This is a genomic window from Thiomicrospira pelophila DSM 1534 (genome assembly GCF_000711195.1).
GTDB classification, from domain to species: Bacteria; Pseudomonadota; Gammaproteobacteria; order Thiomicrospirales; family Thiomicrospiraceae; genus Thiomicrospira; species Thiomicrospira pelophila.
The window spans coordinates 1,077,342-1,100,448 of the sequence record NZ_JOMR01000001.1 but is presented as its reverse complement, the minus strand read 5'-3'; the positions used below and the strand labels follow the sequence as shown (position 1 = coordinate 1,100,448).

Below are 23,107 nucleotides of genomic sequence, written 5' to 3'. Positions count from 1 at the left end.
GCGCCAGTGGCGCTCTTAGTATGGTGACTCTTAAGCCACGTCGAAATTACCATAACCCATGTAGCGGTCATAACGTCGTTGTACTAACTGTTCTGGTGATTGCTTTTTGAAGTTTTTCAATTGCTCCAAAATCGCCGCTTTTAAATTATCGGCCGCGGTTCTAGGATAACGATGTGCGCCGCCAATCGGCTCTTGCACAATCACATCCACCAATCCTAAACTGTGTAAACGTGGTGCCGTCACACCCAAAGCCGCCGCCGCATCCGGTGCGTTCGCTGCACTCTTCCATAGAATAGACGCACAACCTTCTGGCGAGATAACGGAATAGGTACTGTATTGCATCATCATCGTGACATCACCTACGCCAATTGCCAAAGCACCGCCTGAGCCACCCTCACCAATAACGGTGCAAATGATCGGCACTTTTAATTCAGCCATTTCAATTAAGTTACGTGCAATCGCTTCACTTTGTCCACGTTCTTCGGCATCAATCCCTGGGTAAGCACCCGGCGTATCTATAAAAGTCAAAATCGGCAATTTAAAACGCTCGGCCATTTTCATTAAACGCAAAGCTTTACGATAGCCTTCTGGACGTGGCATACCAAAATTACGGCGAATTTTTTCTTTGGTATCACGCCCCTTTTGCTGACCAATTACCATAACAGCCTGACCATCAATACGCGCTAAACCACCGACAATCGCGGCATCGTCCGCAAAAGCACGATCGCCATGCAACTCTGAGAATTCGGTAAAAATATGCTCGATGTAATCCAACATATAAGGACGCTGTGGATGACGTGCTAATTGAGAAATTTGCCAATCCGACAAGCCTTTAAAAATACTTTCGGTCAAGGCATGACTTTTATTTTCAAGTGAGCTAATTTCTTGCAACAGGTCAAAATCTTGCCCGCCTTCTAAATGGCGTAACTCGTTTATTTTTGCTTCCAGCTCAGCGATCGGCTGTTCAAAATCTAAAAAATCTAATTTCATAATCTTGTCCTGAATAGGTTAAATCTCATATCGGCGTATTCTACCAAAAAATTCAAGCCTAAAGTCGCGGGGTTTAATCAAACATCTCGAAACGCTATAATGTCGAATCCAATTTATAACGATAAAGGTTATTCATGCTTAAAAAGCGAATTTTACCAACTTCCATTTTATACATCGCTCTGATGTTCAATAGTGCATGGGTTAATGCTGAAGAACTAAATGACGAGTTGGGTTTTCATGGCTCAGGCGAAGCTGGATTTAATCAAAAAACCGGTAATGTCGATTCTGAATCTTTATTAGCGCGAATAAAAATGAATTACAGCCAAAAACAAACCGATTATAAAAGCCTATTAGAAATCGAAAATAAAACCGAAGAAGACATTAAAATTTCAGAGCGTTACGTTTTAGAGCTGCAAGCTGATCGTTATTTTTCCAAAGACAAAAACTATTATGCGTTTGCCAACACCCGCGGCGAACAAGATGAAATTGCTGACTTAAGTCAGGATTTAAGCTTAACTCTCGGTTTGGGTAAAGTACTTTACCGAACGGAACAAACCCGGTTAAGCACTGAACTCGGTTTGGGTTATCAAGAAGTCGAATATGTAACCGATACTGAAAACGACTTCAACCAGACTACTGGCCGAGTTAAGTTGGATTTAAGCCATAAATTTAATGATAAGGTTCGATTTGTACAAGACTTAACCTACTTTACTGGTGCCGAACAATACAAAACCGAAAGCAACTCCAGCTTGCGCGTTGCGCTAAACAGTAAGCTTTCAGTTAGCACATCCTACAAGTATCGCTACAATTCCAACCCTGCTGATGCAGCAGAAAAAACCGACACCGAAACCAACTTAAGCTTAATTTACAGCTTTTAAAACAACCAGGCCTGGTGATTAACTCAACCACCAGGCCTGCTTTTACAGTCTAATCCAGCTACGACCAATTATTGCTGATTGAAAGCCTGTTTTGCCTTGCGTGCACGTGCATAAACCTGCCACATAGCTTGATGACGCTGACTATCTAAAAAGGCTTGATGGCCCAATGGGATATCCCAAGCTTGTTTTTGTTGATTTAGGTGTTGCTCAACTTTTAGCACACAGTCCTCACCAAATAATTGAACCATACCGGTGCGATAATCATCCCAGATCAATTCTTCAAGTTTGATATCCAATGCGAAACTAAAGGCCTCATAGACTTTAGCCATAGGCTTGTCTGGATGAACATAGACTTTGCAAACCTCTAAAGAATCATAAGCCGCCGAATAGTCTTGAACCGCCAACTCAATCCAGAAGCGTAAATCTATAATTTTCAAATCATTCCATAGATGACCCGCATCCGGCATCAGACCGATTAATGAGGCCACACCTTGATGATCACTAAAGCCCACCTCGTCCAATAAGTTCAACAATTCATTCGCGTCAGAGCTATCCACAAAACGCTGAATGGCTTGGCGCAAGCGACGGCCATCGTTTTGGTTTTTTACCAACAACTCATCCATCGGGTAAACTTCCGACATACCCGGTGCCACAATCCGACAGGCTTTAAAACCGTAATGTTCATAATCAGCCACATAAACTTCAAAACCTTGCTTAGCCGCTAAATCTACTAGCCATGACCATTGTTGATCAGTCGGATAATCCCAGTTCCACTCAGCAAACTCAAAGTCGGCCTGTTTTGAAATAAAACGCGCGTTAATTAAACCACTAGAATCAATAAAATGATTTTCTAGATTTTCGGCTTCGGCTACCGCTTGCTGGTCAAATGTAGGCACCTGGAAACCATCCAAAAAGTCTAAATGACGGCCTTGCAAGGATTCAGTAAGAGTACGCTCTAAAGCGACTTCAAAAATAGGGTGGGCGCCAAATGAAGCAAAGCACTGCCCTTTCGCTGGATCAAATAAAGTCACATTCATGACTGGAAATTGGCCGCCAAGCGATGAATCTCGCACCGAGACTTCAAGACCTTGCTGACGCAAGGCGGTCAGGGATTGATAAATTGAAGGGAAACCCTTTAAAACGTGATCCGGCACTTCCGGCAGACATAAGTTTTCGGTCAAAATTTTATTTTTTATCCAGCGTTCAAATATCTCAGACAATCCTTGAACTCGAGCCTCTTCAATTGTGTTGCCGGCTGACAAACCATTACTCGCATAAAGGTTGCTCAATAAATTCATCGGAAAATAACTAACTTCCGCCGTCTTGGCGTGACGCATTTCAATCGCACGAATTTGGTCGCCATCATCATTAAAACTTAATAGGTTCTCGGCTTGCAGTTCATTATGCGGGTCGTAAATCGACCAAAGTTTCGGATTCAGACAAGACTTATAATCAACCAATTCAAAGTGGCGTTCGGTTGGGTAATATAGCCAATCCGCGCCCAAAGGTTCGGCTTGCAAATAATAGTCTGAAAAGAAGTAGTTGGTTGATAAACGCTCTAAATACTCACCTAAAGCACTCGCTAAAGTGGCTTTTCGACTTGCACCTTTGCCATTCGTAAACAAACCGGGACACACCTGATCATGAATGTGTAATGAAAAGATATTATCAACCGGATTTAACCATTTAACCTGATTAATCTCAAAGCCTTGCGCCCGAAGAATACCCTGCATGAATTCGATTGATTTTTCGAGACTTTCATCTTTACCTTTAATGTATGTAACTTCGCTCACACTTCCGCCCTATTAGTTTTTTGATTTAGTGGATAAATAAATTTTTAATTTGATCGTTGATTTACACGCTAGAATGAAACGTGGCTTTATTGGTAATATAACCCAGCCATCATAACTTAGAGGACGTAACCATGAAGAAACTCGCCATATTCGTTAGCACATCACTTACCCTACTGATTTCAAACTCAAGCTTCGCTGGAAGCCCAGAAGCCGGTAAATCCCTGCATGACGAAGCCAACTGCTTACGCTGTCATGCCGACAAACCCTATAACCCGACTAAAACCGATACTTACGAAAAACTCGTAGCAGCGGTCAGTTTTTGTAATAACAACATGAATGTCGGTTGGTTTGATGATGAAGTAGAAGATGTGGCCGCGTACCTAAATCAAAAATACTATAAACATCCCAACTAAAAGCCATTCTATGCTTTATAAAAAATGCCAGCTAATCTGGCATTTTTTATATCTTAGGTTTCCCCAGAGCTTTAAGATGTTTGGTTAACGCTTTTACTTCTTCAGGATCGGCTTTTTCTAAGTCTTCATACAACTGATCGAAAGCATCCTCAACCAGCTTATCAATGGCAATGATTAAGAAATATGTGCGCTCATCTGCTTTAAGCTGATTCTGATCACGTGGTTTTTGTTGCCACAAACGCTTTAATGACGAGTCTTGCTTAAACAAAACATCAATACGATCTAGCAAGCCATTTAATGCCGGAATCGTTTCGTAAGGCCAATAAGGGCGTCCCCAACCATTTTCATAGAAGGCCAAACGATGCGCAATGGCCAGGTCAAATGCATCTTCCATTCCACCCAAGCCAATTGACTGGGCTGTTTTTTTGGCGCGCTCTATGCGTTCCGGAGCCAAAATTGGAGCATCCGACATCCAGCGCCCAAAAACCACCCAAGTGTTATTGCGCTCTATATATTCGTATTGGCCAGTGCGATATGCCATCACATTTTCCGCTTTTACAATGTATTCAAGGTTAGGTTGATCAAGTTTGCGCGTATCTTCCCAGCGTTCCCAACCATCACCATATTCGCTTTCCTTATCGGGCAAATTGACCGCCACTGGGGTACAGAAAGCGCCATAATCATGTCCTTCTACATAGTCCTCTACAGAGACCTGATAATCGCCTGACTCTAATACACGCGTGACTTCCCCAACAATAAAGGCATCATCACGGATGGTAGTGGATGGAAAACCGATAAAAACACGATCGCCTACATTAAAGGTTTGAGCGTAAGCATTCCCCATTACTAAAAACGATAAAGCCCATAACCAAGTTTTTGGGCGCTTGAAAAAGCTCATAAATTATTCCTCAATTTTAACAGCCAGCACATCACAAGCGGCTTCATGCAAGATTGCATCCGCTGTCGAACCAATTAGGCGCTGTAACCCAGAAATGCCACGACGCCCGATTACAATTAGATCAGCGTTTATTTGTTGAGCTTTTGCAATCACTTCAACTCGAGGAATACCACTTATAACCTGACAGGCTGAGGTCTCAATACCTTCTTTCTCAGCCAAGCCTTCTAATCTTTTTTGAGCCGCTTTATAAAGCTTATCACCTAATTCGTCATCCCAAATTCCAGGCATCCCCGTAATCGCGATATCTTCTAAAACTGGATAGGTCGGAATTTCAGTGACATGAATCACGCTTAAATCCGCATCGTAAATTTGCGCCAACTGTTTTGCACGCTGTAAAGCCTGACCACTGTGTTGTGAAAAATCGATTGCGACAAGGATGGTTTTATAGTTATGCATACTTCTTCCTTTTTTACACAGTTTCTGTGGATAAGATTGTTAGGAACTATTTAAATCTAGCAAAAACTTCAATAAAGTCTAGTGGATGTTGGCGGTTGCACATTTTTTTGGCAATCACGAACTTACCGATGCTCTTAAGTAAACTGGCTGAGGAATAGCAACAGCTAAATACTTGGATTGCTTTAACTCACTCAAAGCCAGTCTTGCCAAGGCTTCGGCTTGAGGTACGGCATCAAGCCAGTTTGTAAAATCCTTGACAAGATCTGGGTAAGTCGAACCAATATCACCCACACCATTTACGTCAGCTTTTAAGACTTTAAAGTCGTTAGGTTTGACTAATTCGGCCGGTTTAGCGGTCATTTTGGCCGCTTGTGGATCAAATTCACAATACTGAACGTATATTTCACCCATTCGGGCATCCAAACACACCCACCAAGTTGTTTTACCGGTAGCTTCGTAGGCTTGATAGGCTAAAGCTTTTAAAGATGAAATAGGCAAGATCGGCTTATTCCATCCCAACGCTAAACCTTGCACCACTCCAGCCGCGATTCTCAAACCGGTAAACGCACCCGGCCCCTCACCAAACACCAAACTATCAATCTGTTTTGGCTCAATACCGGCCTGTTGGATAACCTTGTCGACCATCGGCAGAATAAGCTGGGCATGTTGTTGCGGAGCAAACTCAGCACAAGTATAGACTTCATCCTCAACAATTAAACTCGCTGCGCAGTTGGCTGTGGCACTTTCTACGGCTAATACAATACTCATGTTTTACTCATCATTGATTTTAAAATTTTTATTTATCTTGCTGGGATTTTAATAGTTCCAAGGCTTTTTGTGGCTCAAACACCCAAGGAAAATTCGGCAGACTATCAATAATACTCTGTCCATATCGTTTGGTGGTTAAACGTGGGTCACATAGCATTAACACGCCTCGATCAGTCTGGTCGCGGATTAAGCGCCCACTGCCCTGCTTTAAAGCCATCACCGCCTCAGGTAACTGGAAGTGAGCAAAACCATTCAAACCTTTTTGCTTTAAATAACTTTCACGGGCTTGCACCAACGGATCATCCGGCGGTGAAAACGGAATCCGATCAATAATTACTAACTGCAATGCTTGACCTTTTACATCCACCCCTTCCCAAAAACTACTAGTGCCCAATAATAACGCGGACTCTTCGGATTTAAAACGCTCTAATAATAGATTTTTAGGAGCTTCACCTTGAACTAATAATGGGCCTGACCAGTGTTTTTGTAAAATCACTTGCGCCTCACCCAGCGCACGAAAACTGGTAAACAATAAAAAAGCACGGCCTTGGCTGGCTTTTAACAGTGGCCAAGCGGCTCTTAAGCAAATTTTAATATAATCAGGATCACGCGGTTCAGGTAAACCAACCGGATGATACACCACCCCTTGATTGGCATAATCAAATGGGCTAGGCCAAACTGCGGTTTGAGCATCATACAAGCCTAAACGCTGTTGAAAATAATCAAATTGATTACGTACGCTCAGTGTCGCCGAAGTAAAGATCCAAGCGCCACCAATGGACTCACGTTGTCGTTTAAACGGCTCAGCCACACTTAACGGCGTCATATTAAGCTTAAATCGAGCTTGCGACGACTCCGCCCAACGCACCTCAGTTTCTTTTTCAGTTTCCAGCCAGGCTTTTAGTTGTTTTTCCATCTCTTGAGTGCGCTTGGTCACAGCGGCTAATAATTTACCACGCTCCTCTAACGCTTTTAAATGATCGGCCAATGCGCCTAAATGATTTAACAGTCGTTTTAAACTGGCTAAAAACACATCGGTGCTAGATAACTGCTGCCAAGTCCAACGTTTTTCCCACTTGCCTAAGGCCTCATTCACTAATTTGACCTGTTCGGCTAATAAATTAACCCGATCTACTAGGTCATCGGATTCAGGTGACTCTTGCAATTTCGCTTGCTTAATATCCCGACCTAATTCATCAAGCTGATGGCGCGATACAGAAAAACCTAAAAATTGAGCCGCGATATCTGGAAGCTGATGGGCTTCGTCAAATATCGTGACGTCCGCATTTGGTAGTAATTCGCCAAATCCTTGTTCACGCAAGGCTAAATCAGCACAAAACAAGTGGTGATTAACCACTAAAACTTGGGCGTCGGTTGCTTTTTGTTTCATTTGAGGATAAAAACAATCAGCCTCTTTCTGGCAACCAACCGCCTGACAGAATTCCAAACGAGCGCAAACTTTTCGCCAAATAGGATCGCTTTCCTCAATCTTAATGCATTCAGCTAAATCACCGGTTTTTGTTTTACCTGACCAGTCTCGAATATCTGATAATTTTTGCCAATCCGATTTGTTATTCTGCTCTTGGGTTTCGGCTAAGGCCAAGCGTTGACTGCAAAGGTAGTTTTCTCGGCCCTTGAATAAAACAATCTGACCTTTTAAACCACATACTTTTTTCAGTAAAGGTAAATCTTTATCCACCAGCTGTTGTTGAAGGGTTTTGGTAGCGGTCGATACGATGATTTTTTTGCCGGATAGAAGCGCTGGGATTAAATAAGCAAAGGTTTTACCGGTGCCGGTTCCCGCTTCTGCAATTAAGGTAGACTCGGCTTCAATCGCTTGGGCAATCTGCTGTGCCATGTCTATTTGAGCATCACGAACACCGAAACCCTCAATCGTCTGTTCCAAACCTCCGCCTGCCTTTAAAAAGGCTTCTACCTTATTTTGCAACGACAATCTGCACCCTTCACATCCTTAAAATCAATTAAAACTTTGCCTAAGCTGCTGGCTAAAGCGACTAGCATAACTAATAATCACTTTATTTCAATCAAAATCCCGCTCAATACTAGACAAACTCGCCACAAGTCAGTAGAATTCGCGTTTCAAATTTGAACCGAGTTGAAAGACTCATTAACCTAGGTAATTATCATGAAAATTTTATCTTCATTGAAATCAGCGAAAACTCGCCATAAAGACTGTCAAGTTGTACGTCGTCGTGGCAAGGTGTATGTGATCTGTAAAACAAACCCGAAATTCAAAGCACGCCAGCGTTAATCTTTAACGTTTCATCGCTTTAAATAAAAAAGCCGTCCTGATCAGACGGCTTTTTTATTGGCTGTAATTCTATTTAAGACGTATTTAACTCAGTCATTCAAAGCACCAGGCCTGGTGCCTTAGAATGCAGATGCTCAAGTTTAATTTGCTAAGGCAACAAAATCTTTTTGAGCCTGTTGCAAGGTTTTTACGATCAGATCCGTATCCACCTTACCAATAAAGTAATTTGCACCCATTTCAATCACCTCACGACTATTATTATCGCTGGTCATCGAGGTGTGAACAATAATCGGCAAGTTGCGCGTCTTGGGATTTAAACGCAACTCTTTAATAACCGTATGGCCCGAAGCCACCGGCATTTCCAAGTCGGTAAAAATAACCGAGATGTCGTCTAGATTTGGTTGCTTAGCGATGTAGTCCAACATTAATCGACCATTATCAAAGCCTTGTGAGCGAAGACCAAGTTGCTCGAACACCATGCTCATGTATTTTTGGATTGACTTACTGTCTTCTGCAAACAAAATCTGACGCTGTTTCATCGCGGAGCTGAACTGAACTTTAGACGCATCCACTTCTTTTGCGGATGAAAATATCTTTTTAGCCATTACCGGCATGGCTTCAATCAGGAGCTTTTCAATATCTAGAATGTAGCACAGGGTTTCACTGCCTTCGAGGTAGGTGTGGTTTACAATTTGATTACGGTTAACGTCTACATTGTAGTTTCCAGCCGGGTGAATATCCGTCCATTCTTTTTCTTCAACCCCATGAATATGCGCAACACGCAAACCAATAAAGTTACGACTAAAGTCGGCCACGATAATGATTGACTTTGCACGCTCTTCATCAGTCATATCGAAACCCATCCACTTTGGCAAATCAATCACCGGGAGATAAGTCCCTCTTAATTCAATCATACCTTCAATTAACGGGTTACTATCCGGCATTTCAGACACCGGATAAGCGCGGGCTTCCAACACTTCACGCACTTTAAATACATTCATGCCGTAATAAGACGGGGGCCTTTGATTAGGCTGCGGAAAGCGAACTTGAAAAACCATCAAACTTAACTGATTGTTTTTACTTAAATTAGCGGTCTTTTCAATTTGTTCCAGCGTTGTACTCATCCGATATCACCTGTTTAAATAGGGTTTAATGGCCTTATATTAATACCAATCTACAAAGATAAAAAGACCAATCGTCTAGAAACTAACTAATTTGATCTTTTTCAAGCCATTGTCTAACTGGTTTAAAACTGCTTCTATAGCCGTCAATTAAACCATAACGCTCAATTGCGGCTAAATGTTCAACTGTGGGATAGCCTTTGTGACGATCAAACCCATAATCTGGATATTGCGCATGTAGCTGCATCATTTGTTCATCTCGATAGACTTTGGCTAAAATCGAAGCGGCACTGATTTCAGCAATTAATGCATCCCCTTTAACAATCGCGCGACACGCGCAAGGTAAATCTGGGCAGCGATTGCCATCCACTAATACCTCATCAAACGGCTGATTTAAAGCTTCGACACTTTGACGCATAGCGAGCATGGTGGCTTGCAATATATTGATTTCATCAATCGTTTTGGCTGAAACGCCAATCACGGCATAATCAACGGCCACCTCACGAATGCGATCAGCCATCTCGATGCGTTGCGCATGCGTCATTTTTTTAGAATCTTTTAATTGCAAGCGACAGTCTGCCGGCAAAATAACCGCGGCCGCAACCACTTCACCCACTAACGGGCCGCGTCCGACCTCGTCTACACCAACTCGAATAGCGCCAGGCCTGGTGGTTAGAGGCGTGTCAAATAATCCTGTCTGCTGCATCTAGTTAAGCTCTGCCCATTCAATTATCGCTTGAGCCGCTAGTGAAGCACTATCTTGCTTGAGCGCGCTACGCTGGATTCGAAACGCTTTTAGCTGGATTTCTCGGCGACTTTTATCCAAAATTAAACGCCCTAACTCTAAAGCCAATTTGTCAGGCGTCACATCATGCTGAATCAATTCGACCACGACATCTTGCTGAGCTAAAATATTAGGCAAGCCAACCCATTTTGAAATCGCTAGCCGCTTCATAATCCAGTAAGAAATTGGGTGAACCTTAATCGCAATCACCATCGGGCGCATCATTAAAGCGGCCTGCAAAGTCGCGGTGCCCGACGTTACAATCATTTGATCACAGGCTTCCATTACCGTTTGTGCCTTTTGATCAACCAGCTTTATGGGCAATTTGGCACCATAGTGCTTAATCGACTCTTCAATACGCGCACGAGCCCGTTGATGAACGCATGGAATTACAAATTGCATAGAGGGATGAATCAAAGCCAGTTTTTTGGCCGCTTGAATATATGGATCGGCCATACGATCTATTTCACTCATGCGAGACCCCGGCAATAAAGCCGTAACTGGCATATCCAAGGGTAAACCAAGGTTTTGACGAGCCTGTACCGCATTGGGTTCAGCTGGCACTTGATCTGCAAATGGGTGACCGACAAACTTAACCGGAATGTCGTAACGCTCATAGATGGGCGGCTCAAAAGGAAACAGTACCAACACGCCATCCACCGATTCCTTGATCTTATGTAGTCGGTTTTCACGCCAAGCCCATACCGAAGGACCAACATAGTGAATGACTTTTATACCTGCTTGCTTAAGCTGGCGTTCAACGTAAAAATTAAAGTCAGGTGCGTCGATACCAATAAATGCATGTGGTTTAAGATCAAGCAGTTTTTGGATTAATTGTTTTCTAAGGCGAAGTAATTTTGGCAAATGTTTGAGAACTTCAAACAAGCCCATAACCGAAAGTTGCTCCATTGCAAACCAACTTTCTAAACCCTCCGCTTGCATATTTGAACCGCCGATCCCGACAAAACGCGCATTAGGATAACGCACCTTCAGGCCTCGAATTAAGTCCGCTCCTAATAAGTCACCGGAGCTTTCGCCTGCGACCAATGCAAAAATGGGTGGTGGTTGGATGCCATTCATAAGGGTTTGCTTAACGAACGATACCGCGCTTAGCCTGTTGAACGAAATGAATTAGTGAATCCAATGTACCTCGATCATCATTTAAGGCTTGAATTTCAGCGAGCGCATCATCCAATTTTAATCCACTCCGATACAAGGCACGATATGATTTTTTTACTAGACTTAACTGATCTCGATCATAACCACGACGTTTTAAACCTTCTAGGTTTACACCGCGAGGTTGAGCTAAGTTTCCTGAAACTACGACATAGTCAGGGACATCTTGATTAATCACGCTGCCCATACCGCAAAAACTGTGAGCCCCGATATTACAAAACTGGTGAACCAAGGTATATCCACCTAAAATAGCCCAGTCATTAACGGTTACGTGACCAGCTAATGCGGTCGCGTTTGCAAAAATGGCATGGCTACCTATTACACAATCATGTGCAATATGTACACCCGCCATAATCCAGTTATCATCACCAATTAGTGTTTCACCACGATCTTGCGTAGTGCCCCGGTTTACGGTCACGTTTTCTCGGAAGGTATTACCATTCCCAATCACAAGTGTGGTAGGTTCATCGCGATATTTTTTATCTTGTGGTGCCGCACCAATCGAGCAAAACTGATAAAAATGGTTAGCGCGCCCGATGGTGGTAGGTCCAGTAATAACTACGTGAGGTTCCAGTACACAATCCTCACCAATCACAACATTAGCACCAATCACACAATATGCTCCGACTTTGACGTTGTCTGCTATTGTTGCACTTTCATCAATAATGGCTGTGGAATGAATCAATCTACTACACCTTTCTTTCTGCACACATAAGATCGGCTGAAGCAATCACTTTCCCATCAATACGTGTCTCACATATAAACTTCCAAATACCACGTTTATTACCCGTGGTGCGCACCTCAAAATCCAAGCGATCACCTGGAACCGCTGGCTGCCTAAAACGACAATTATCGACCGCTGCTAAATAATACATGGTGTCACCGTCTGGCTTTACTTCTTGAGTTTTGAAAGCCAGAATTCCGGTACATTGCGCCATGGCTTCAACAATCATAACGCCCGGCATAATCGGGTTATTAGGAAAGTGTCCAGTAAATTGAGGCTCATTAAACGTCACATTTTTATAAGCCTTAAGGTATTCACCTGACTCAAATTCGGTCACTCGATCAACCAATAAAAAAGGATAACGGTGTGGTAAGTATTCAAAAATATCTTTGACGTTTAACATGAGTATGGATCCCAATTTACATTATTTATATTTGCCAGAGACGAAATTTAGGTTTCGTTCGATTTTTTTTCTAACTTGCTTAAACGTTGATTTAAGCCTTTGATTTTTTCAGAGAATTTGGCCAGATTTTTGGCATAAATCGCATTCTTTTGCCATTCAGCAATAGGGACGGCTGGAAAACCGCTGTATACACCAGCCTGGTGAATGCTATGTGTCGCCACACCACGCCCCATAATTGTCACACCATCCGTCAATTCGATATGTCCAACCATGCCAGACTGGCCTGCGAAGGTACAATTCTTACCCACCACCGCACTGCCAGCAAAGCCTACTTGACCGGCAATCGCAGTACCTGAGCCAATTTTTACGTTATGCGCAATGTGAACCAAATTATCAATAATGCAGTTATCTTCAATCACGGTATCCTCAATGGCTCCGCGGTCAATCGTCACGTTGTTGCCGATTGAAACACAATTACCAATTATGACACGACCAATCTGGGGAATTTTTACCCACTGACCTTGGTGCTTGGCCCAGCCAAAGCCGTCGCCACCAATCACACTGCCCGCTTCCACAATACAGTTTTCACCTAGCCGGCAATCATTCATAATGGTGACATTCGGAGCTAAACGCGTATTTTTACCCAGCCTTACACCAGATTCCAATACGCAACCCGCGCCGACAACGACGTGATCATCAATCACAACGCCCTCTCCGATCACGGCATTTGGGCTAATGGTTGCATTAGTTGAGATTCGGGCGGAATCAGCTACCACAGCACTTTGATGTATTCCATTCGTTTCAACCGGCGCATATAGTTTCTGAGCAATAAAGGCATAAGCAGCATAAGGATTATCGACGATTACGGCCGCTGTTGTGCATAAATCGGCATGCTTTGGCTGAACTAAAACCGCCGATGCTTGTGAGGATGAAAGTTCTTTAAGGTATTTTTCATCCGATAAAAAACTAATATCCTCTATTTTGGCCGTCGACAAACGTTCGATTCGCTTTATTTTTAGTGATGCATCTCCGCGCAACACCGGTTCAAAGCCTTTTTCTGTCAAAAAATCGACAATCGCTTGTAGCGTCAGACTATTAGAAGCTTGTGCCATATTGGACCTATTTAACGATTAAAATTAGAACTTTGCTTTTCGAAATCTTTACTCAAATAGTCCAAAACGGCTTGGGTTAAGTCTATACGTTTGTTGGTATAAGCAATACCTTCATACAAAATCAAGTCATAAGCTTCACTCGTTCCGACTTCTCGAATTGCCGAATTCACAAGGCTTTGCAGTTTAGCCAATTCTTCATTGCGACGAATATTTAACAACTCTTGCACATCATTGCGTTTACGCTGAATTTCACGCGTTAGCATCTGAATTTCGCGCTCTTTCGAAGCTTGCTGGGCTTCACTCATAGCTAAGCTGTTGCGCTGCAAGTCACTCTTTTCTTTTTCGAGTTGACTATTAAGCTTCACCAGCTCTTCTTGCTGTGGTGCAAACTCTCGCTCTAACTCAGTACTGGCGGCTTTAGCTTGTGGCGACTGTTCCAATAATAAACCTACGTTAACAACACCAACCTTAATGGGCTCGTTGGCTTGGGCGGGCGCGATTGAAGCCATAAAAACAAGCCCCAAAATTAAAATCTTTTTAAGCATACTTAACCTTATTAAACTTTGAATTTTGCTGAAAGAAAACGCATAAATAATAAACCATCTGAGCCATTGATAACAGAGATTAATCTTTTTTCTTACGATTTATGACTGACTAAAACGGCACACCTAAACTAAATTGGAACGATTGTAATTTATCGTCTTTTTTATAATGCACAGGTTTTGAAAAACTAAAGGCAAGTGGCCCAACTGGAGTAATCCAAGCAAAAGCTAAACCGGTTGCTGAACGGAACTCACTGGTTTCAACATCTTCGAGCGTTTCGAAGATATTACCTGCATCAAAAAACAAACTTAAGCGTAAATTAGAAGAGTCTTCAATTAATGGCATAGGGAATACGACTTCAGTCGATGTTAATACTCGAGCATCACCACCACGTGGTCGATTAATATCTTCGTAGTAGCCACCCAGCGAGTTAGGATCAAAACCTCGAACAGAACCTATACCACCCGCATAGAAACGTTCATAAAATGGTAGCTTTTCTATCTCACCATAACCCGCACCGTATGACACACCACCGCTCAATTTAAAGCTAAAATTATCCGATAAAGGGTAGTACCATTTTTCCTCGGCAAAAACCTTATAAAACGTCATGTCAGATGTGCCCGGCACCACCGCTTGGGCTGATAAATTGGTGGTATGACCTTTTGATGGAAAGTAAAAACTGTTACGAGAGTCATAACGCCAGCCTGTGGTAAACAATAAGTATTGATTATCTTCATCAAACTCAGCCAGGTGCTGTTCACAAGCATCAAACGCAGTTAAACATCGCAAAGACTGGCTTTCTGCTTTTAAGCCGAAATTTAGTCGAGTCTCTTCACTCGTGGGGTAACCCACATTGACTCTAAAACCAACCTTATCCAAGGTATAATCAGTAATATTTAATTCTGACGCATCAATTTCACTATAATAAAAGCCAGTTCCTAAACTTACGCCGTCATCAGTAAAGTAAGGGTTGGTATAACCTATGTCGGCGGATTTCATAGACGCACTGGAGTTCATACTCAAATTCAGCTCATTACCCGTACCCAAAAAGTTTTTCTCAGAAATACCCAGGTTAAAGCTCACACCATCTAACTGCGAATAACCCACACCGGCCGTAAAAGAGCCGGTGGGTTGTTCTTCCACTACAATCACTAAGTCAACTTCATCTTCTGAAACTCGACGGGTATCAATATTAACTTTTGAAAAGTAACCCAGGCGGTTTAAACGGGTCGTTGACTGGCGCACCGCAGCCAATGAATAAGGTGCGCTTTCTTGCTGACGCATTTCTCGACGTAAAACATAATCACGCGTTCGTGTATTGCCTTCAACTTCGATCTTACGAACATAAACACGGCTTTTGGGCTGAATATAAAACTCTAAGTCAACCAACTGGGCTTTCGGATCCATTTGTGTGCGCGGCTCAACTTCTGCGAACGCATACCCCTCTTCACTCAAACGATCTCGAATTGCGGTAATGGCTGCAATAACGTCACTGCGTGAAAACAAGTCTCCGCTTTCCAACTTGGCAAGCTCAAACAGCTGCTCTTCAGTCAATTGTGTGGTACCGCTGAACTTAATGCTGTCCAACCGATACTGTGGCCCCTCAGTTAAGCTAGCCGAAATAAATACTTTAGTTTTGTCTGACGATAACGAAACTTGTGAAGAATTAATTGTAAACTCAGCAAACCCCCGATCCATGTAAAAGGATCGTAACGTTTCAAGATCAGACTGGAGTTTAGGACGAGCGTACTTATCACCATTGCCAATCAAAACACTTTCAGACAATAAAAATAAAGCCTTTAAGCGTTCATCAGGATAGGTTGCGTTACCAACTAGTGTTATGCGCTCAATACTAGCTGGCTGACCTTCATCAACGGTTATTTTGAGCTCTACACGATTACGTGGTAATTCAATCGCTTCAATCTTAATCGCCGCGGCATAATAACCCTGATTATGATATTGACGCTTTAAATCGATATTAACGCGATCCATCTCGATTGCATTGTAAATCTTGCCTTGGCTGATCCCGAGTGACTTTAAGGCTTCCATCAAATCATCAGTTTTAATCAGTTTATTACCTTTCACATCGATTTGCGCGATCGAAGGACGCTCCGTCACTTGGATAATCAGCTCATTATTGTCGCCACGATAAAGTGCTATATCGTTAAAAAACCCAGTTTTATACAAGGCACGCAAACTTTCGCTTTCTTTTTCTGACGTTAAACTATCCCCAATACTCACGGGTAAATAAGTATTCACGGTTTCAAAACCAATTCGCTCGGTACCATCAACGACAATATCAGTAATCACAAATTCATTTGCCAATAACGCTTGGGACAGGCTTAAGACAAAAAAGCCGATAATAAGTTTGGGTTTGAAAAAATTCTTCAACATTCTATCCATTTGTAATTCTGACCAAGTCATTCGTAAAAGCCAAAATGGTTAGACCGACGATTAATGTCAATCCAATACGATAACCAATTTCTTCAACGCGCTCACTTACTGGGCGACCGCGTACCATTTCAACCAAGTAATACATTAAGTGCCCACCATCCAACATAGGAATAGGCAATAAATTCAAAACCCCTAAACTTAAACTCAACAGCGCCATCAAGCTTAAAAAACTAATAAAACCAGACTGCAAGGCTTGTCCTGAAAAATCGGCAATGCTTAAAGGCCCCGACAAATGAGCGAGTCCAACTTCGCCAAACAGCATTTTTTTGAACATCACCAAGGTCATGTTTAATAAGTTAACTGACTGATGCAAGCCTTGTTCAAAAGCGCCTAATACACCATAACGTTCAATCGCATAATATTCACTCTGCTGTAGCTGGGTTTGGTCAACTGATGCACCTAAACGCCCTATTTGTTCGCCAGACTGCTCAACACCTTCAAACCTAACCATCACATCATACTGAGCTTGGTTTCGTTGATAGGAGATCAAATGTGATTCATTTGGATGCAAGCGCACAAAGCGGACTAAAGCTTGCCAATCATTTATGACTTGGCCATTAACCGCAGTAATACGATCCCCTGACTGTAAGCCCGCTTTAAAAGCCGGCGAACCGTCTAACACCTCATCAATCAAAGGCGCTAAATTGGGAGGTTTTGGCCTAAACCCCAACTCACCTAACCAGTTCGATTTGACATTATTAAGATCCAAACCAGACAAAGGGAGTTCAACCAGCTGATTGTTGACCTGTTCATCGGCTTTAGTACCAAAAGGTTGCAATGATAAAGTTACGCTGGCTTTATCATGCACCAAGCCTTGCAAAACAGCTTGTTGCACGCGTGGCCAACTGGAGACAGGTTGATGGTCCACTTCAACCAACCACCAGGCCTGGTGGTCACCATCTAAATCTGTCATCGCTGAAGCCAAAGGTGAATTGTTAGTTGGTGTTTCAAATAACGGTTTTAAATTGCTGACACCGATCATATTAATCACTGCAAACAGCAACCAAGCAAAGATTAAGTTAATAATGGGGCCGGCCAAAACGATCGCAAAACGCTTATAAACCGATTGCTGATTAAAAGCCCGCGCCTTTTCATGTTCGGCAACCGAGTCAACTCTCTCATCTAAAAACTTAACATAACCACCGAGTGGAATCAGGCCGATTTGGTATTGAGTTTCACCGCGCTGTTTTTTATATATGGCACGCCCAAATCCGATTGAAAAGGTTAATACTTTGACGTTAAAAAAGCGTGCGACAGCAAAATGTCCCCATTCATGTATCGTCACCAATACGCCAATTAGTAAACTAAAGCCCAGCACCGCCCATAAAATCGTCATATCAGTTTAAACTCACGTAAACGACCAAAACACCCAAAACAATGGCAATGCCAATAATAAACTATCAATACGATCCAGTACCCCGCCATGACCGGGCAAGATTTTGCCACTGTCTTTTATGTTAACTTGGCGTTTTAGCAGGCTTTCAAACAAATCACCATAAACCGATAATGCAGCAATCAAACTACTTAATACTACAAACACAACCAGGCCTGGCGTGTAAAAAGCTTGCGCCCATTCAAACCAAACCAACACTGAAACCAAACCAACTAGAACCACACCGCCCAAGACACCTTCCCAGGTTTTGCCTGGACTGACATGGGGTGCGAGTTTATGACGACCAAAACGCCGACCTGCAAAATAAGCGCCTGAGTCCATCACCCAAATCATCGCCATACTAAATAAAACAACCCAAGCCGAATAAGCGTCTCTTAGCCATATCAGTGACCATGCAAAACTGACCAGAAACAATAATCCAACTAAGCCCACAAACAAGCGATGACTCAGACCCACTTGACCTTCACTCAATTGAAATCTTGTTACCATATAGACAACAATCAGTAACTGAAGCATCGCCAAGTAAACAATCCAATTTTGCAGATCAAATACTAGACCCAGAACAATTAATCCAGCCGTCACAGCACTGAAAGCTAATTTTATTATTCGATTTTCTAGGCGCATAAACTGCGTCCATTCCCAAGCACCTATCATGGCGATCAAAGTAACCGCCGATTGCCAAACAAGTGGCTCAGCACCAAATAAGGCCCATAAAGAAACCACAATTAACACCAAGGCGGTGATCAGTCTTTGCTTTAACATTAGGAAATTTGCTCACTGGTTTGGCCAAAACGACGTTCTCTTCGAGCAAAGGAATTAATCGCTTCGTCTAGGCTGGCCTCGTTAAAATCAGGCCACAAGGTATCGGTAAAATAGAATTCAGCATAAGCCATTTGCCAAATCAAAAAATTGCTTATGCGCTGTTCGCCACCGGTGCGTATTAAAAGGTCTGGCTCTGGCAATTCAGCTAAACATAAATAAGGGGCTAAATCAGCTTCGGTAAGATCGGCTGGTGTTTGATTTGGATGGGCAACCTGCCATGCTTTGATGGCTTCCAGAACATCCCAACGTCCACCATAGTTAGCCGCAATATTAAGTGCTAAACCCGTATTGGCCTGAGTAAGCTGTTCGGCCTGGAGAATATGAGACTGAATCGTTTCACTGAAACCCGCACGATCGCCGATAACACGCAAACGCACGTTATTTTCGTGCAACTTGCCGACCTCTTTTTGCAAAGCCTGCAAAAATAAATCCATCAACTTACTCACCTCATCCTGCGGCCGACGCCAATTTTCAGTACTGAAAGCAAATAAAGTCAAGGCTTTTACACCACGTTTGGCACAATGAGCCACCACCTTACGAACCGCATTACGACCTTTTTGGTGGCCGATATAACGCGGTAAAAACCGTTTTTTTGCCCAACGACCGTTACCATCCATAATGATGCCAATATGTTGAGGAACAGGTTGTGAGGGCTCAGTCTGTGACAAGGTCAATCCTAAAATATGGTTCTAAAAACTATATAGTGTATAGCTAAGCCAAAATTGATGGCAAAGAATGACAACGGCCCAGAAGGGCCGTTGTATGTGCAGACGAAATTATGCCTTATTCAGGGCTAAAATTCGACTTATATTTCCAATAATGTCGCTTCTTTATCGGCAAGTAGTTTATCGATTTTACCGACAAACTCATCCGTTAACTTTTGAATATCATCATCCGAGCGATGCGCCTCGTCTTCTGTGATTTCTTTGTCTTTTAACAAAGTTTTCACATCGCCATTTGCATCTCGACGAATATTACGAATTGCGACACGCGCATGTTCAGCCTCAGTTCGTGCAACCTTGGCGAACTCTTTACGGCGTTCCTCGGTCAACATTGGCATTGGGATACGCATCATATTGCCATGCACAACCGGGTTAACACCCAAATCAGAAATCATAATCGCTTTTTCTACCTTTTGAAGCATCGGGGCTTCCCAAGGCTGAACCGTCAAGGTACGCGCATCTTCAACGTTTATATTGGCCACCTGACTAATCGGTACATCTGAACCGTAATAATCCACCATCACCGAATCCAAAATACTTGGATGCGCGCGGCCTGTGCGGATTTTTGCAAAGTTACTTTCTAAAGTTTCAAGTGACTTTTGCATTCTATTTTTCGCATCATCACGAATGTCTTTTAACATGATTAGTCTCCTGTCGTTACTAGCGTGCCTTCATCTTCACCTAGTAAAATTCGATTAAGCGCGCCGTCTTTTAACATATCAAACACGCGTATGGGCATTGCATGGTCACGGCACAAGGCAAAAGCGGCCAAGTCCATCACCTGTAAATTCTGTTGGATAACGTCTGAGTAGCTCAACTGAGAGAATCGAATCGCTTGTGGATTCTTCTTCGGATCTGAATCGTAAATACCATCGACTTTGGTTGCTTTAAGCACAACATCAGCACCGACTTCAATGCCACGAAGCGCCGCGGCTGTATCAGTAGTGAAAAAGGGATTTCCCGTTCCGCCAGCGAACACTAAAACCTCGCCACTTGCCAAACACTTTTGTGCGTGGTTAGCATTAAAACCTTCAGCTACACCCTCAACCGCATTCGCGCTCATAATGCGGCTTTTCAAACCAATACTTTCAAAAACATCTCGCAGTGCTAGACCGTTCATAACCGTAGCCATCATACCCATCTGGTCAGCAGTACTACGTTGAATTGACTTGGATTGAACCTGCCCGCCACGGAACACGTTACCTCCGCCAACAACGATAGCGACCTCAACACCCTGCTCGCGAATCGCTTTAACTTGTTCGGCTACCTGCTGTAAAACAGACATATCCCAACCAAAGTCCGCTTTCCCCATTAGGACTTCGCCGCTAAATTTCAATAAAATTCGAGAGTACTTTAGTTTCATGGCGAACCCTTTAGTCTATTTTACACTTTATAAAGCTTTTAAAATTACCGGCCAAATCGTCGATTACACGCAATTTTAAAAACTCTAAAAAATCATTAGTAATGATTATGTTTTAAACACAAAAAAACCATAACTACCAGGTCGATCTTCGGCTGGCAATTATGGTTTTCACGACCAATTAACCTCGTGCTGCGGCGGCGGCGGCGGCTACTTCGTCTGCGAAGTTTAATACTTCTTTCTCGATACCTTCACCCACTTCTAGGCGAATGAAACGTGTTACTGAAGCATCATTTGCTTTCAATAGTTTTTCTACTGTCTGGTCAGGATCCTTAACAAAAGGCTGACCTAACAAGGTAATCTCTTCTAAATACTTTCGAATACGACCATCAATCATTTTCTCAATGATTTCCATTGGCTTACCACTTTCTTTAGCTTGATCAGTCAAGATTTCACGCTCTTTATTAAGCATTTCTTGATCCACATCGTCAGCTGAAATGGCTTGTGGCTTCGTCGCGGCAACATGCATCGCAACATCGCGAATAAGGGCTTCGTCACCGTTATTCATCGCAACCACAACACCAATTTTTTCGCCGTGCTGATAGCTACCAATTTCGCCACTTGAAGTTTCAACGATTTCAACACGACGAATTTGCATGTTTTCACCAATTTTAGCGATCAATGCACGACGAGTTTCATCAATGGTTTTGCCCGATTCAAGGGTTTCTTTCTCAAGGTCTTCAACACTTGTGAAGCCTTTTTCAAGTACCACTTTAGCCACACCATTTGCAAACGCCTGGAAGTCTTCACCTTTTGCAACGAAATCCGTTTCACAGTTAACTTCTGCGATCGCCGCTTTTTTCTTATCATCCGAAATTGCAATCGCGATTACGCCTTCAGCAGCAACACGACCGGCTTTTTTATCCGCCCCTGCCATACCTTTGACGCGCAAAAACTCAATTGCTGCATCCAAGTCACCCTGTGTTTCATCCAAGGCTTTTTTACAATCCATCATGCCTGCGCCCGTTCTTTCGCGCAATTCTTTTACCATCGCTGCAGAAACTGCCATGTTTAATTCCTTCTAAAATAATCTTTGTTTGGTTAGAAACAACCAGGCCTGGTATGACCAGGCCTGGTGATGATGCTTTAAAGCTTTAATTAAACGGCTTTTTCTTCCGTCTCTACCGCTTCAACAAACTCATCCGCTGCAGAAGCGGTTGTAATGCTAGCTTTCGCCTCCATTACCGTGTCAGCCATAGATTCTAAATATAGTTTGATTGCACGCAATGCATCATCATTACCAGGGATAACATAATCCACACCATCTGGGTTGTTATTAGTATCAACCACACCAATAACCGGAATACCTAACTTTTTCGCTTCCAAAATAGCAATATCTTCATTACCGGTATCGATAACAAAGATAGCATCAGGCATAGCGCGCATGTCTTTAATACCACCCAAAGACAATTCTAACTTTTCTAATTCACGAGTTAGTGTCAGAGCTTCACGCTTAGTGATTTTATCGAAGGTACCATCCTGTTGCATGGCTTCAAGCTCTTTCAAACGCTTAATAGACTGCTTAATAGTTTTGAAGTTAGTCAACATACCACCCAACCAACGGTGGTTTACATAAGGCATACCACAACGAGTAGCCTGCTCAGCAACTAAATCACGCGCGGCGCGCTTAGTACCTACAAATAAAACCTTGCCCTTATTAGCAACAACCGAACCTGCAAAGTTCAATGCATCGTTGAACATAGGAAGGGTTTTTTCAAGGTTTACAATATGAATTTTATTACGAGCACCAAAGATATATTGACCCATTTTAGGGTTCCAATAACGGGTTTGGTGTCCAAAGTGACAGCCCGCTTCAAGCATTTGACGCATTGTTACTTTTGCCATGTTTCTCTCCAATTTTGGGTTAGGCCTCCGTTTACCCAGCTAAAACGAACTAAGTCAATCGATCTGAACTTAGCACCCCGTTTTATGTTCCGATAAACGTGTGTTTTAATTAAAGTCGCA

24 protein-coding genes are annotated in these 23,107 nt (G+C 42.8%); 3 read left to right on the top strand and 21 right to left on the bottom strand.

What is annotated here, in order from left to right:
* Window positions 1-30 precede the first annotated feature (30 nt).
* A complete protein-coding gene (locus N746_RS0105320; RefSeq protein ID WP_029934587.1) occupies window positions 31-990 on the bottom strand; it encodes an acetyl-CoA carboxylase carboxyltransferase subunit alpha in 960 nt (319 codons plus the stop codon).
* Between the two features lie 134 nt (window positions 991-1,124).
* Between N746_RS0105320 and N746_RS0105315 the strand changes: the two genes are divergently transcribed.
* Window positions 1,125-1,868 carry a DUF481 domain-containing protein gene (locus tag N746_RS0105315; protein WP_029934586.1) on the top strand — a complete coding sequence of 248 codons (744 nt, stop codon included), beginning with the start codon at window positions 1,125-1,127 and terminating at the stop codon, window positions 1,866-1,868.
* Window positions 1,869-1,936: 68 nt separating this feature from the next.
* Here the strand turns inward: N746_RS0105315 and ycaO are convergent, their stop codons facing one another.
* The gene (ycaO, locus tag N746_RS0105310) at window positions 1,937-3,661 is read right to left on the bottom strand and encodes a 30S ribosomal protein S12 methylthiotransferase accessory factor YcaO (protein WP_029934585.1); all 1,725 of its coding nucleotides are present in this window, start codon (window positions 3,659-3,661) and stop codon (window positions 1,937-1,939) included.
* Window positions 3,662-3,792: 131 nt separating this feature from the next.
* On the opposite strand from ycaO, the gene N746_RS0105305 reads away from it, so the two are divergent.
* Entirely contained in the window at window positions 3,793-4,074 is a 282-nt protein-coding gene (locus N746_RS0105305; protein ID WP_029934583.1) for a c-type cytochrome, read from the top strand.
* Window positions 4,075-4,120: 46 nt separating this feature from the next.
* Here N746_RS0105305 and N746_RS0105300 read toward each other — a convergent pair whose 3' ends face one another.
* From N746_RS0105300 to yoaA, 4 genes are all read right to left on the bottom strand, one after another.
* On the bottom strand, window positions 4,121-4,972 hold the full coding sequence (locus N746_RS0105300) for a hypothetical protein (RefSeq protein WP_051678527.1): 852 nt from the start codon (window positions 4,970-4,972) through the stop codon (window positions 4,121-4,123).
* Between the two features lie 3 nt (window positions 4,973-4,975).
* Window positions 4,976-5,428, bottom strand: a complete 453-nt coding sequence (locus tag N746_RS0105295) for a universal stress protein (RefSeq protein ID WP_029934579.1) — start codon at window positions 5,426-5,428, stop codon at window positions 4,976-4,978.
* Between the two features lie 114 nt (window positions 5,429-5,542).
* Entirely contained in the window at window positions 5,543-6,196 is a 654-nt protein-coding gene (gene tsaB / locus N746_RS0105290) for a tRNA (adenosine(37)-N6)-threonylcarbamoyltransferase complex dimerization subunit type 1 TsaB (RefSeq protein ID WP_029934577.1), read from the bottom strand.
* Between the two features lie 28 nt (window positions 6,197-6,224).
* Window positions 6,225-8,150 carry a DNA repair helicase YoaA gene (gene yoaA / locus N746_RS0105285; protein WP_029934575.1) on the bottom strand — a complete coding sequence of 642 codons (1,926 nt, stop codon included), beginning with the start codon at window positions 8,148-8,150 and terminating at the stop codon, window positions 6,225-6,227.
* Between the two features lie 192 nt (window positions 8,151-8,342).
* On the opposite strand from yoaA, the gene ykgO reads away from it, so the two are divergent.
* Window positions 8,343-8,468, top strand: coding sequence for a type B 50S ribosomal protein L36 (ykgO, locus tag N746_RS0105280; protein WP_006459136.1), 126 nt, complete (start codon window positions 8,343-8,345; stop codon window positions 8,466-8,468).
* Between the two features lie 140 nt (window positions 8,469-8,608).
* Here ykgO and N746_RS0105275 read toward each other — a convergent pair whose 3' ends face one another.
* The 15 genes from N746_RS0105275 to rpsB form a co-directional block, all read right to left on the bottom strand.
* Window positions 8,609-9,592 carry a chemotaxis protein CheV gene (locus N746_RS0105275; RefSeq protein WP_029934569.1) on the bottom strand — a complete coding sequence of 328 codons (984 nt, stop codon included), beginning with the start codon at window positions 9,590-9,592 and terminating at the stop codon, window positions 8,609-8,611.
* An 82-nt stretch (window positions 9,593-9,674) separates the two neighbouring features.
* A complete protein-coding gene (locus N746_RS0105270; RefSeq protein WP_051678526.1) occupies window positions 9,675-10,295 on the bottom strand; it encodes a ribonuclease HII in 621 nt (206 codons plus the stop codon).
* Window positions 10,296-11,453, bottom strand: coding sequence for a lipid-A-disaccharide synthase (lpxB, locus tag N746_RS0105265; RefSeq protein ID WP_029934564.1), 1,158 nt, complete (start codon window positions 11,451-11,453; stop codon window positions 10,296-10,298).
* Between the two features lie 10 nt (window positions 11,454-11,463).
* Entirely contained in the window at window positions 11,464-12,234 is a 771-nt protein-coding gene (lpxA, locus tag N746_RS0105260) for an acyl-ACP--UDP-N-acetylglucosamine O-acyltransferase (protein ID WP_029934563.1), read from the bottom strand.
* A 4-nt stretch (window positions 12,235-12,238) separates the two neighbouring features.
* A complete protein-coding gene (gene fabZ, locus N746_RS0105255; RefSeq protein WP_029934561.1) occupies window positions 12,239-12,676 on the bottom strand; it encodes a 3-hydroxyacyl-ACP dehydratase FabZ in 438 nt (145 codons plus the stop codon).
* Between the two features lie 47 nt (window positions 12,677-12,723).
* Window positions 12,724-13,788, bottom strand: coding sequence for a UDP-3-O-(3-hydroxymyristoyl)glucosamine N-acyltransferase (gene lpxD / locus N746_RS0105250; protein WP_029934559.1), 1,065 nt, complete (start codon window positions 13,786-13,788; stop codon window positions 12,724-12,726).
* A gap of 11 nt (window positions 13,789-13,799) precedes the next feature.
* Window positions 13,800-14,333: an OmpH/Skp family outer membrane protein gene (locus N746_RS0105245; RefSeq protein WP_029934554.1), complete on the bottom strand. Its 534-nt coding sequence runs from the start codon at window positions 14,331-14,333 to the stop codon at window positions 13,800-13,802.
* A 109-nt stretch (window positions 14,334-14,442) separates the two neighbouring features.
* Window positions 14,443-16,755: an outer membrane protein assembly factor BamA gene (gene bamA, locus N746_RS0105240; protein WP_245603340.1), complete on the bottom strand. Its 2,313-nt coding sequence runs from the start codon at window positions 16,753-16,755 to the stop codon at window positions 14,443-14,445.
* Window positions 16,727-18,121 (bottom strand): RIP metalloprotease RseP, encoded by a 1,395-nt coding sequence (gene rseP, locus N746_RS0105235; protein WP_029934550.1) that lies wholly within the window; start codon window positions 18,119-18,121, stop codon window positions 16,727-16,729. Before rseP ends, bamA begins: the two co-directional genes overlap by 29 nt.
* A gap of 12 nt (window positions 18,122-18,133) precedes the next feature.
* On the bottom strand, window positions 18,134-18,940 hold the full coding sequence (locus N746_RS0105230; protein WP_029934548.1) for a phosphatidate cytidylyltransferase: 807 nt from the start codon (window positions 18,938-18,940) through the stop codon (window positions 18,134-18,136).
* Window positions 18,940-19,617, bottom strand: a complete 678-nt coding sequence (gene uppS / locus N746_RS0105225) for a polyprenyl diphosphate synthase (RefSeq protein WP_156018349.1) — start codon at window positions 19,615-19,617, stop codon at window positions 18,940-18,942. The genes N746_RS0105230 and uppS overlap by 1 nt, the downstream gene beginning before the upstream one ends.
* Window positions 19,618-19,805: 188 nt before the next feature.
* Window positions 19,806-20,363 carry a ribosome recycling factor gene (gene frr / locus N746_RS0105220; RefSeq protein WP_029934546.1) on the bottom strand — a complete coding sequence of 186 codons (558 nt, stop codon included), beginning with the start codon at window positions 20,361-20,363 and terminating at the stop codon, window positions 19,806-19,808.
* Window positions 20,364-20,365: 2 nt separating this feature from the next.
* Window positions 20,366-21,085: a UMP kinase gene (pyrH, locus tag N746_RS0105215; protein ID WP_029934545.1), complete on the bottom strand. Its 720-nt coding sequence runs from the start codon at window positions 21,083-21,085 to the stop codon at window positions 20,366-20,368.
* Between the two features lie 178 nt (window positions 21,086-21,263).
* Window positions 21,264-22,151, bottom strand: coding sequence for a translation elongation factor Ts (gene tsf / locus N746_RS0105210; RefSeq protein ID WP_029934540.1), 888 nt, complete (start codon window positions 22,149-22,151; stop codon window positions 21,264-21,266).
* 89 nt (window positions 22,152-22,240) lie between these two features.
* A complete protein-coding gene (gene rpsB, locus N746_RS0105205; RefSeq protein WP_029934538.1) occupies window positions 22,241-22,987 on the bottom strand; it encodes a 30S ribosomal protein S2 in 747 nt (248 codons plus the stop codon).
* Window positions 22,988-23,107 lie beyond the last annotated feature (120 nt).

What these genes read in the sequence shown, in the direction of transcription:
- pyrH (WP_029934545.1), bottom strand. Translation starts at nt 21,085, where the DNA reads ATGAAACTAAAGTACTCTCGAATTTTATTGAAATTTAGCGGCGAAGTC.
- rseP (WP_029934550.1), bottom strand. Translation starts at nt 18,121, where the DNA reads ATGACGATTTTATGGGCGGTGCTGGGCTTTAGTTTACTAATTGGCGTA.
- N746_RS0105320 (WP_029934587.1), bottom strand. Translation starts at nt 990, where the DNA reads ATGAAATTAGATTTTTTAGATTTTGAACAGCCGATCGCTGAGCTGGAA.
- bamA (WP_245603340.1), bottom strand. Translation starts at nt 16,755, where the DNA reads ATGACTTGGTCAGAATTACAAATGGATAGAATGTTGAAGAATTTTTTC.
- frr (WP_029934546.1), bottom strand. Translation starts at nt 20,363, where the DNA reads ATGTTAAAAGACATTCGTGATGATGCGAAAAATAGAATGCAAAAGTCA.
- N746_RS0105295 (WP_029934579.1), bottom strand. Translation starts at nt 5,428, where the DNA reads ATGCATAACTATAAAACCATCCTTGTCGCAATCGATTTTTCACAACAC.
- N746_RS0105230 (WP_029934548.1), bottom strand. Translation starts at nt 18,940, where the DNA reads ATGTTAAAGCAAAGACTGATCACCGCCTTGGTGTTAATTGTGGTTTCT.
- tsf (WP_029934540.1), bottom strand. Translation starts at nt 22,151, where the DNA reads ATGGCAGTTTCTGCAGCGATGGTAAAAGAATTGCGCGAAAGAACGGGC.
- N746_RS0105270 (WP_051678526.1), bottom strand. Translation starts at nt 10,295, where the DNA reads ATGCAGCAGACAGGATTATTTGACACGCCTCTAACCACCAGGCCTGGC.
- N746_RS0105315 (WP_029934586.1), top strand. Translation starts at nt 1,125, where the DNA reads ATGCTTAAAAAGCGAATTTTACCAACTTCCATTTTATACATCGCTCTG.
- N746_RS0105305 (WP_029934583.1), top strand. Translation starts at nt 3,793, where the DNA reads ATGAAGAAACTCGCCATATTCGTTAGCACATCACTTACCCTACTGATT.
- tsaB (WP_029934577.1), bottom strand. Translation starts at nt 6,196, where the DNA reads ATGAGTATTGTATTAGCCGTAGAAAGTGCCACAGCCAACTGCGCAGCG.
- fabZ (WP_029934561.1), bottom strand. Translation starts at nt 12,676, where the DNA reads ATGTTAAACGTCAAAGATATTTTTGAATACTTACCACACCGTTATCCT.
- lpxD (WP_029934559.1), bottom strand. Translation starts at nt 13,788, where the DNA reads ATGGCACAAGCTTCTAATAGTCTGACGCTACAAGCGATTGTCGATTTT.
- uppS (WP_156018349.1), bottom strand. Translation starts at nt 19,617, where the DNA reads ATGGATGGTAACGGTCGTTGGGCAAAAAAACGGTTTTTACCGCGTTAT.
- ykgO (WP_006459136.1), top strand. Translation starts at nt 8,343, where the DNA reads ATGAAAATTTTATCTTCATTGAAATCAGCGAAAACTCGCCATAAAGAC.
- lpxB (WP_029934564.1), bottom strand. Translation starts at nt 11,453, where the DNA reads ATGAATGGCATCCAACCACCACCCATTTTTGCATTGGTCGCAGGCGAA.
- rpsB (WP_029934538.1), bottom strand. Translation starts at nt 22,987, where the DNA reads ATGGCAAAAGTAACAATGCGTCAAATGCTTGAAGCGGGCTGTCACTTT.
- N746_RS0105300 (WP_051678527.1), bottom strand. Translation starts at nt 4,972, where the DNA reads ATGAGCTTTTTCAAGCGCCCAAAAACTTGGTTATGGGCTTTATCGTTT.
- N746_RS0105245 (WP_029934554.1), bottom strand. Translation starts at nt 14,333, where the DNA reads ATGCTTAAAAAGATTTTAATTTTGGGGCTTGTTTTTATGGCTTCAATC.
- N746_RS0105275 (WP_029934569.1), bottom strand. Translation starts at nt 9,592, where the DNA reads ATGAGTACAACGCTGGAACAAATTGAAAAGACCGCTAATTTAAGTAAA.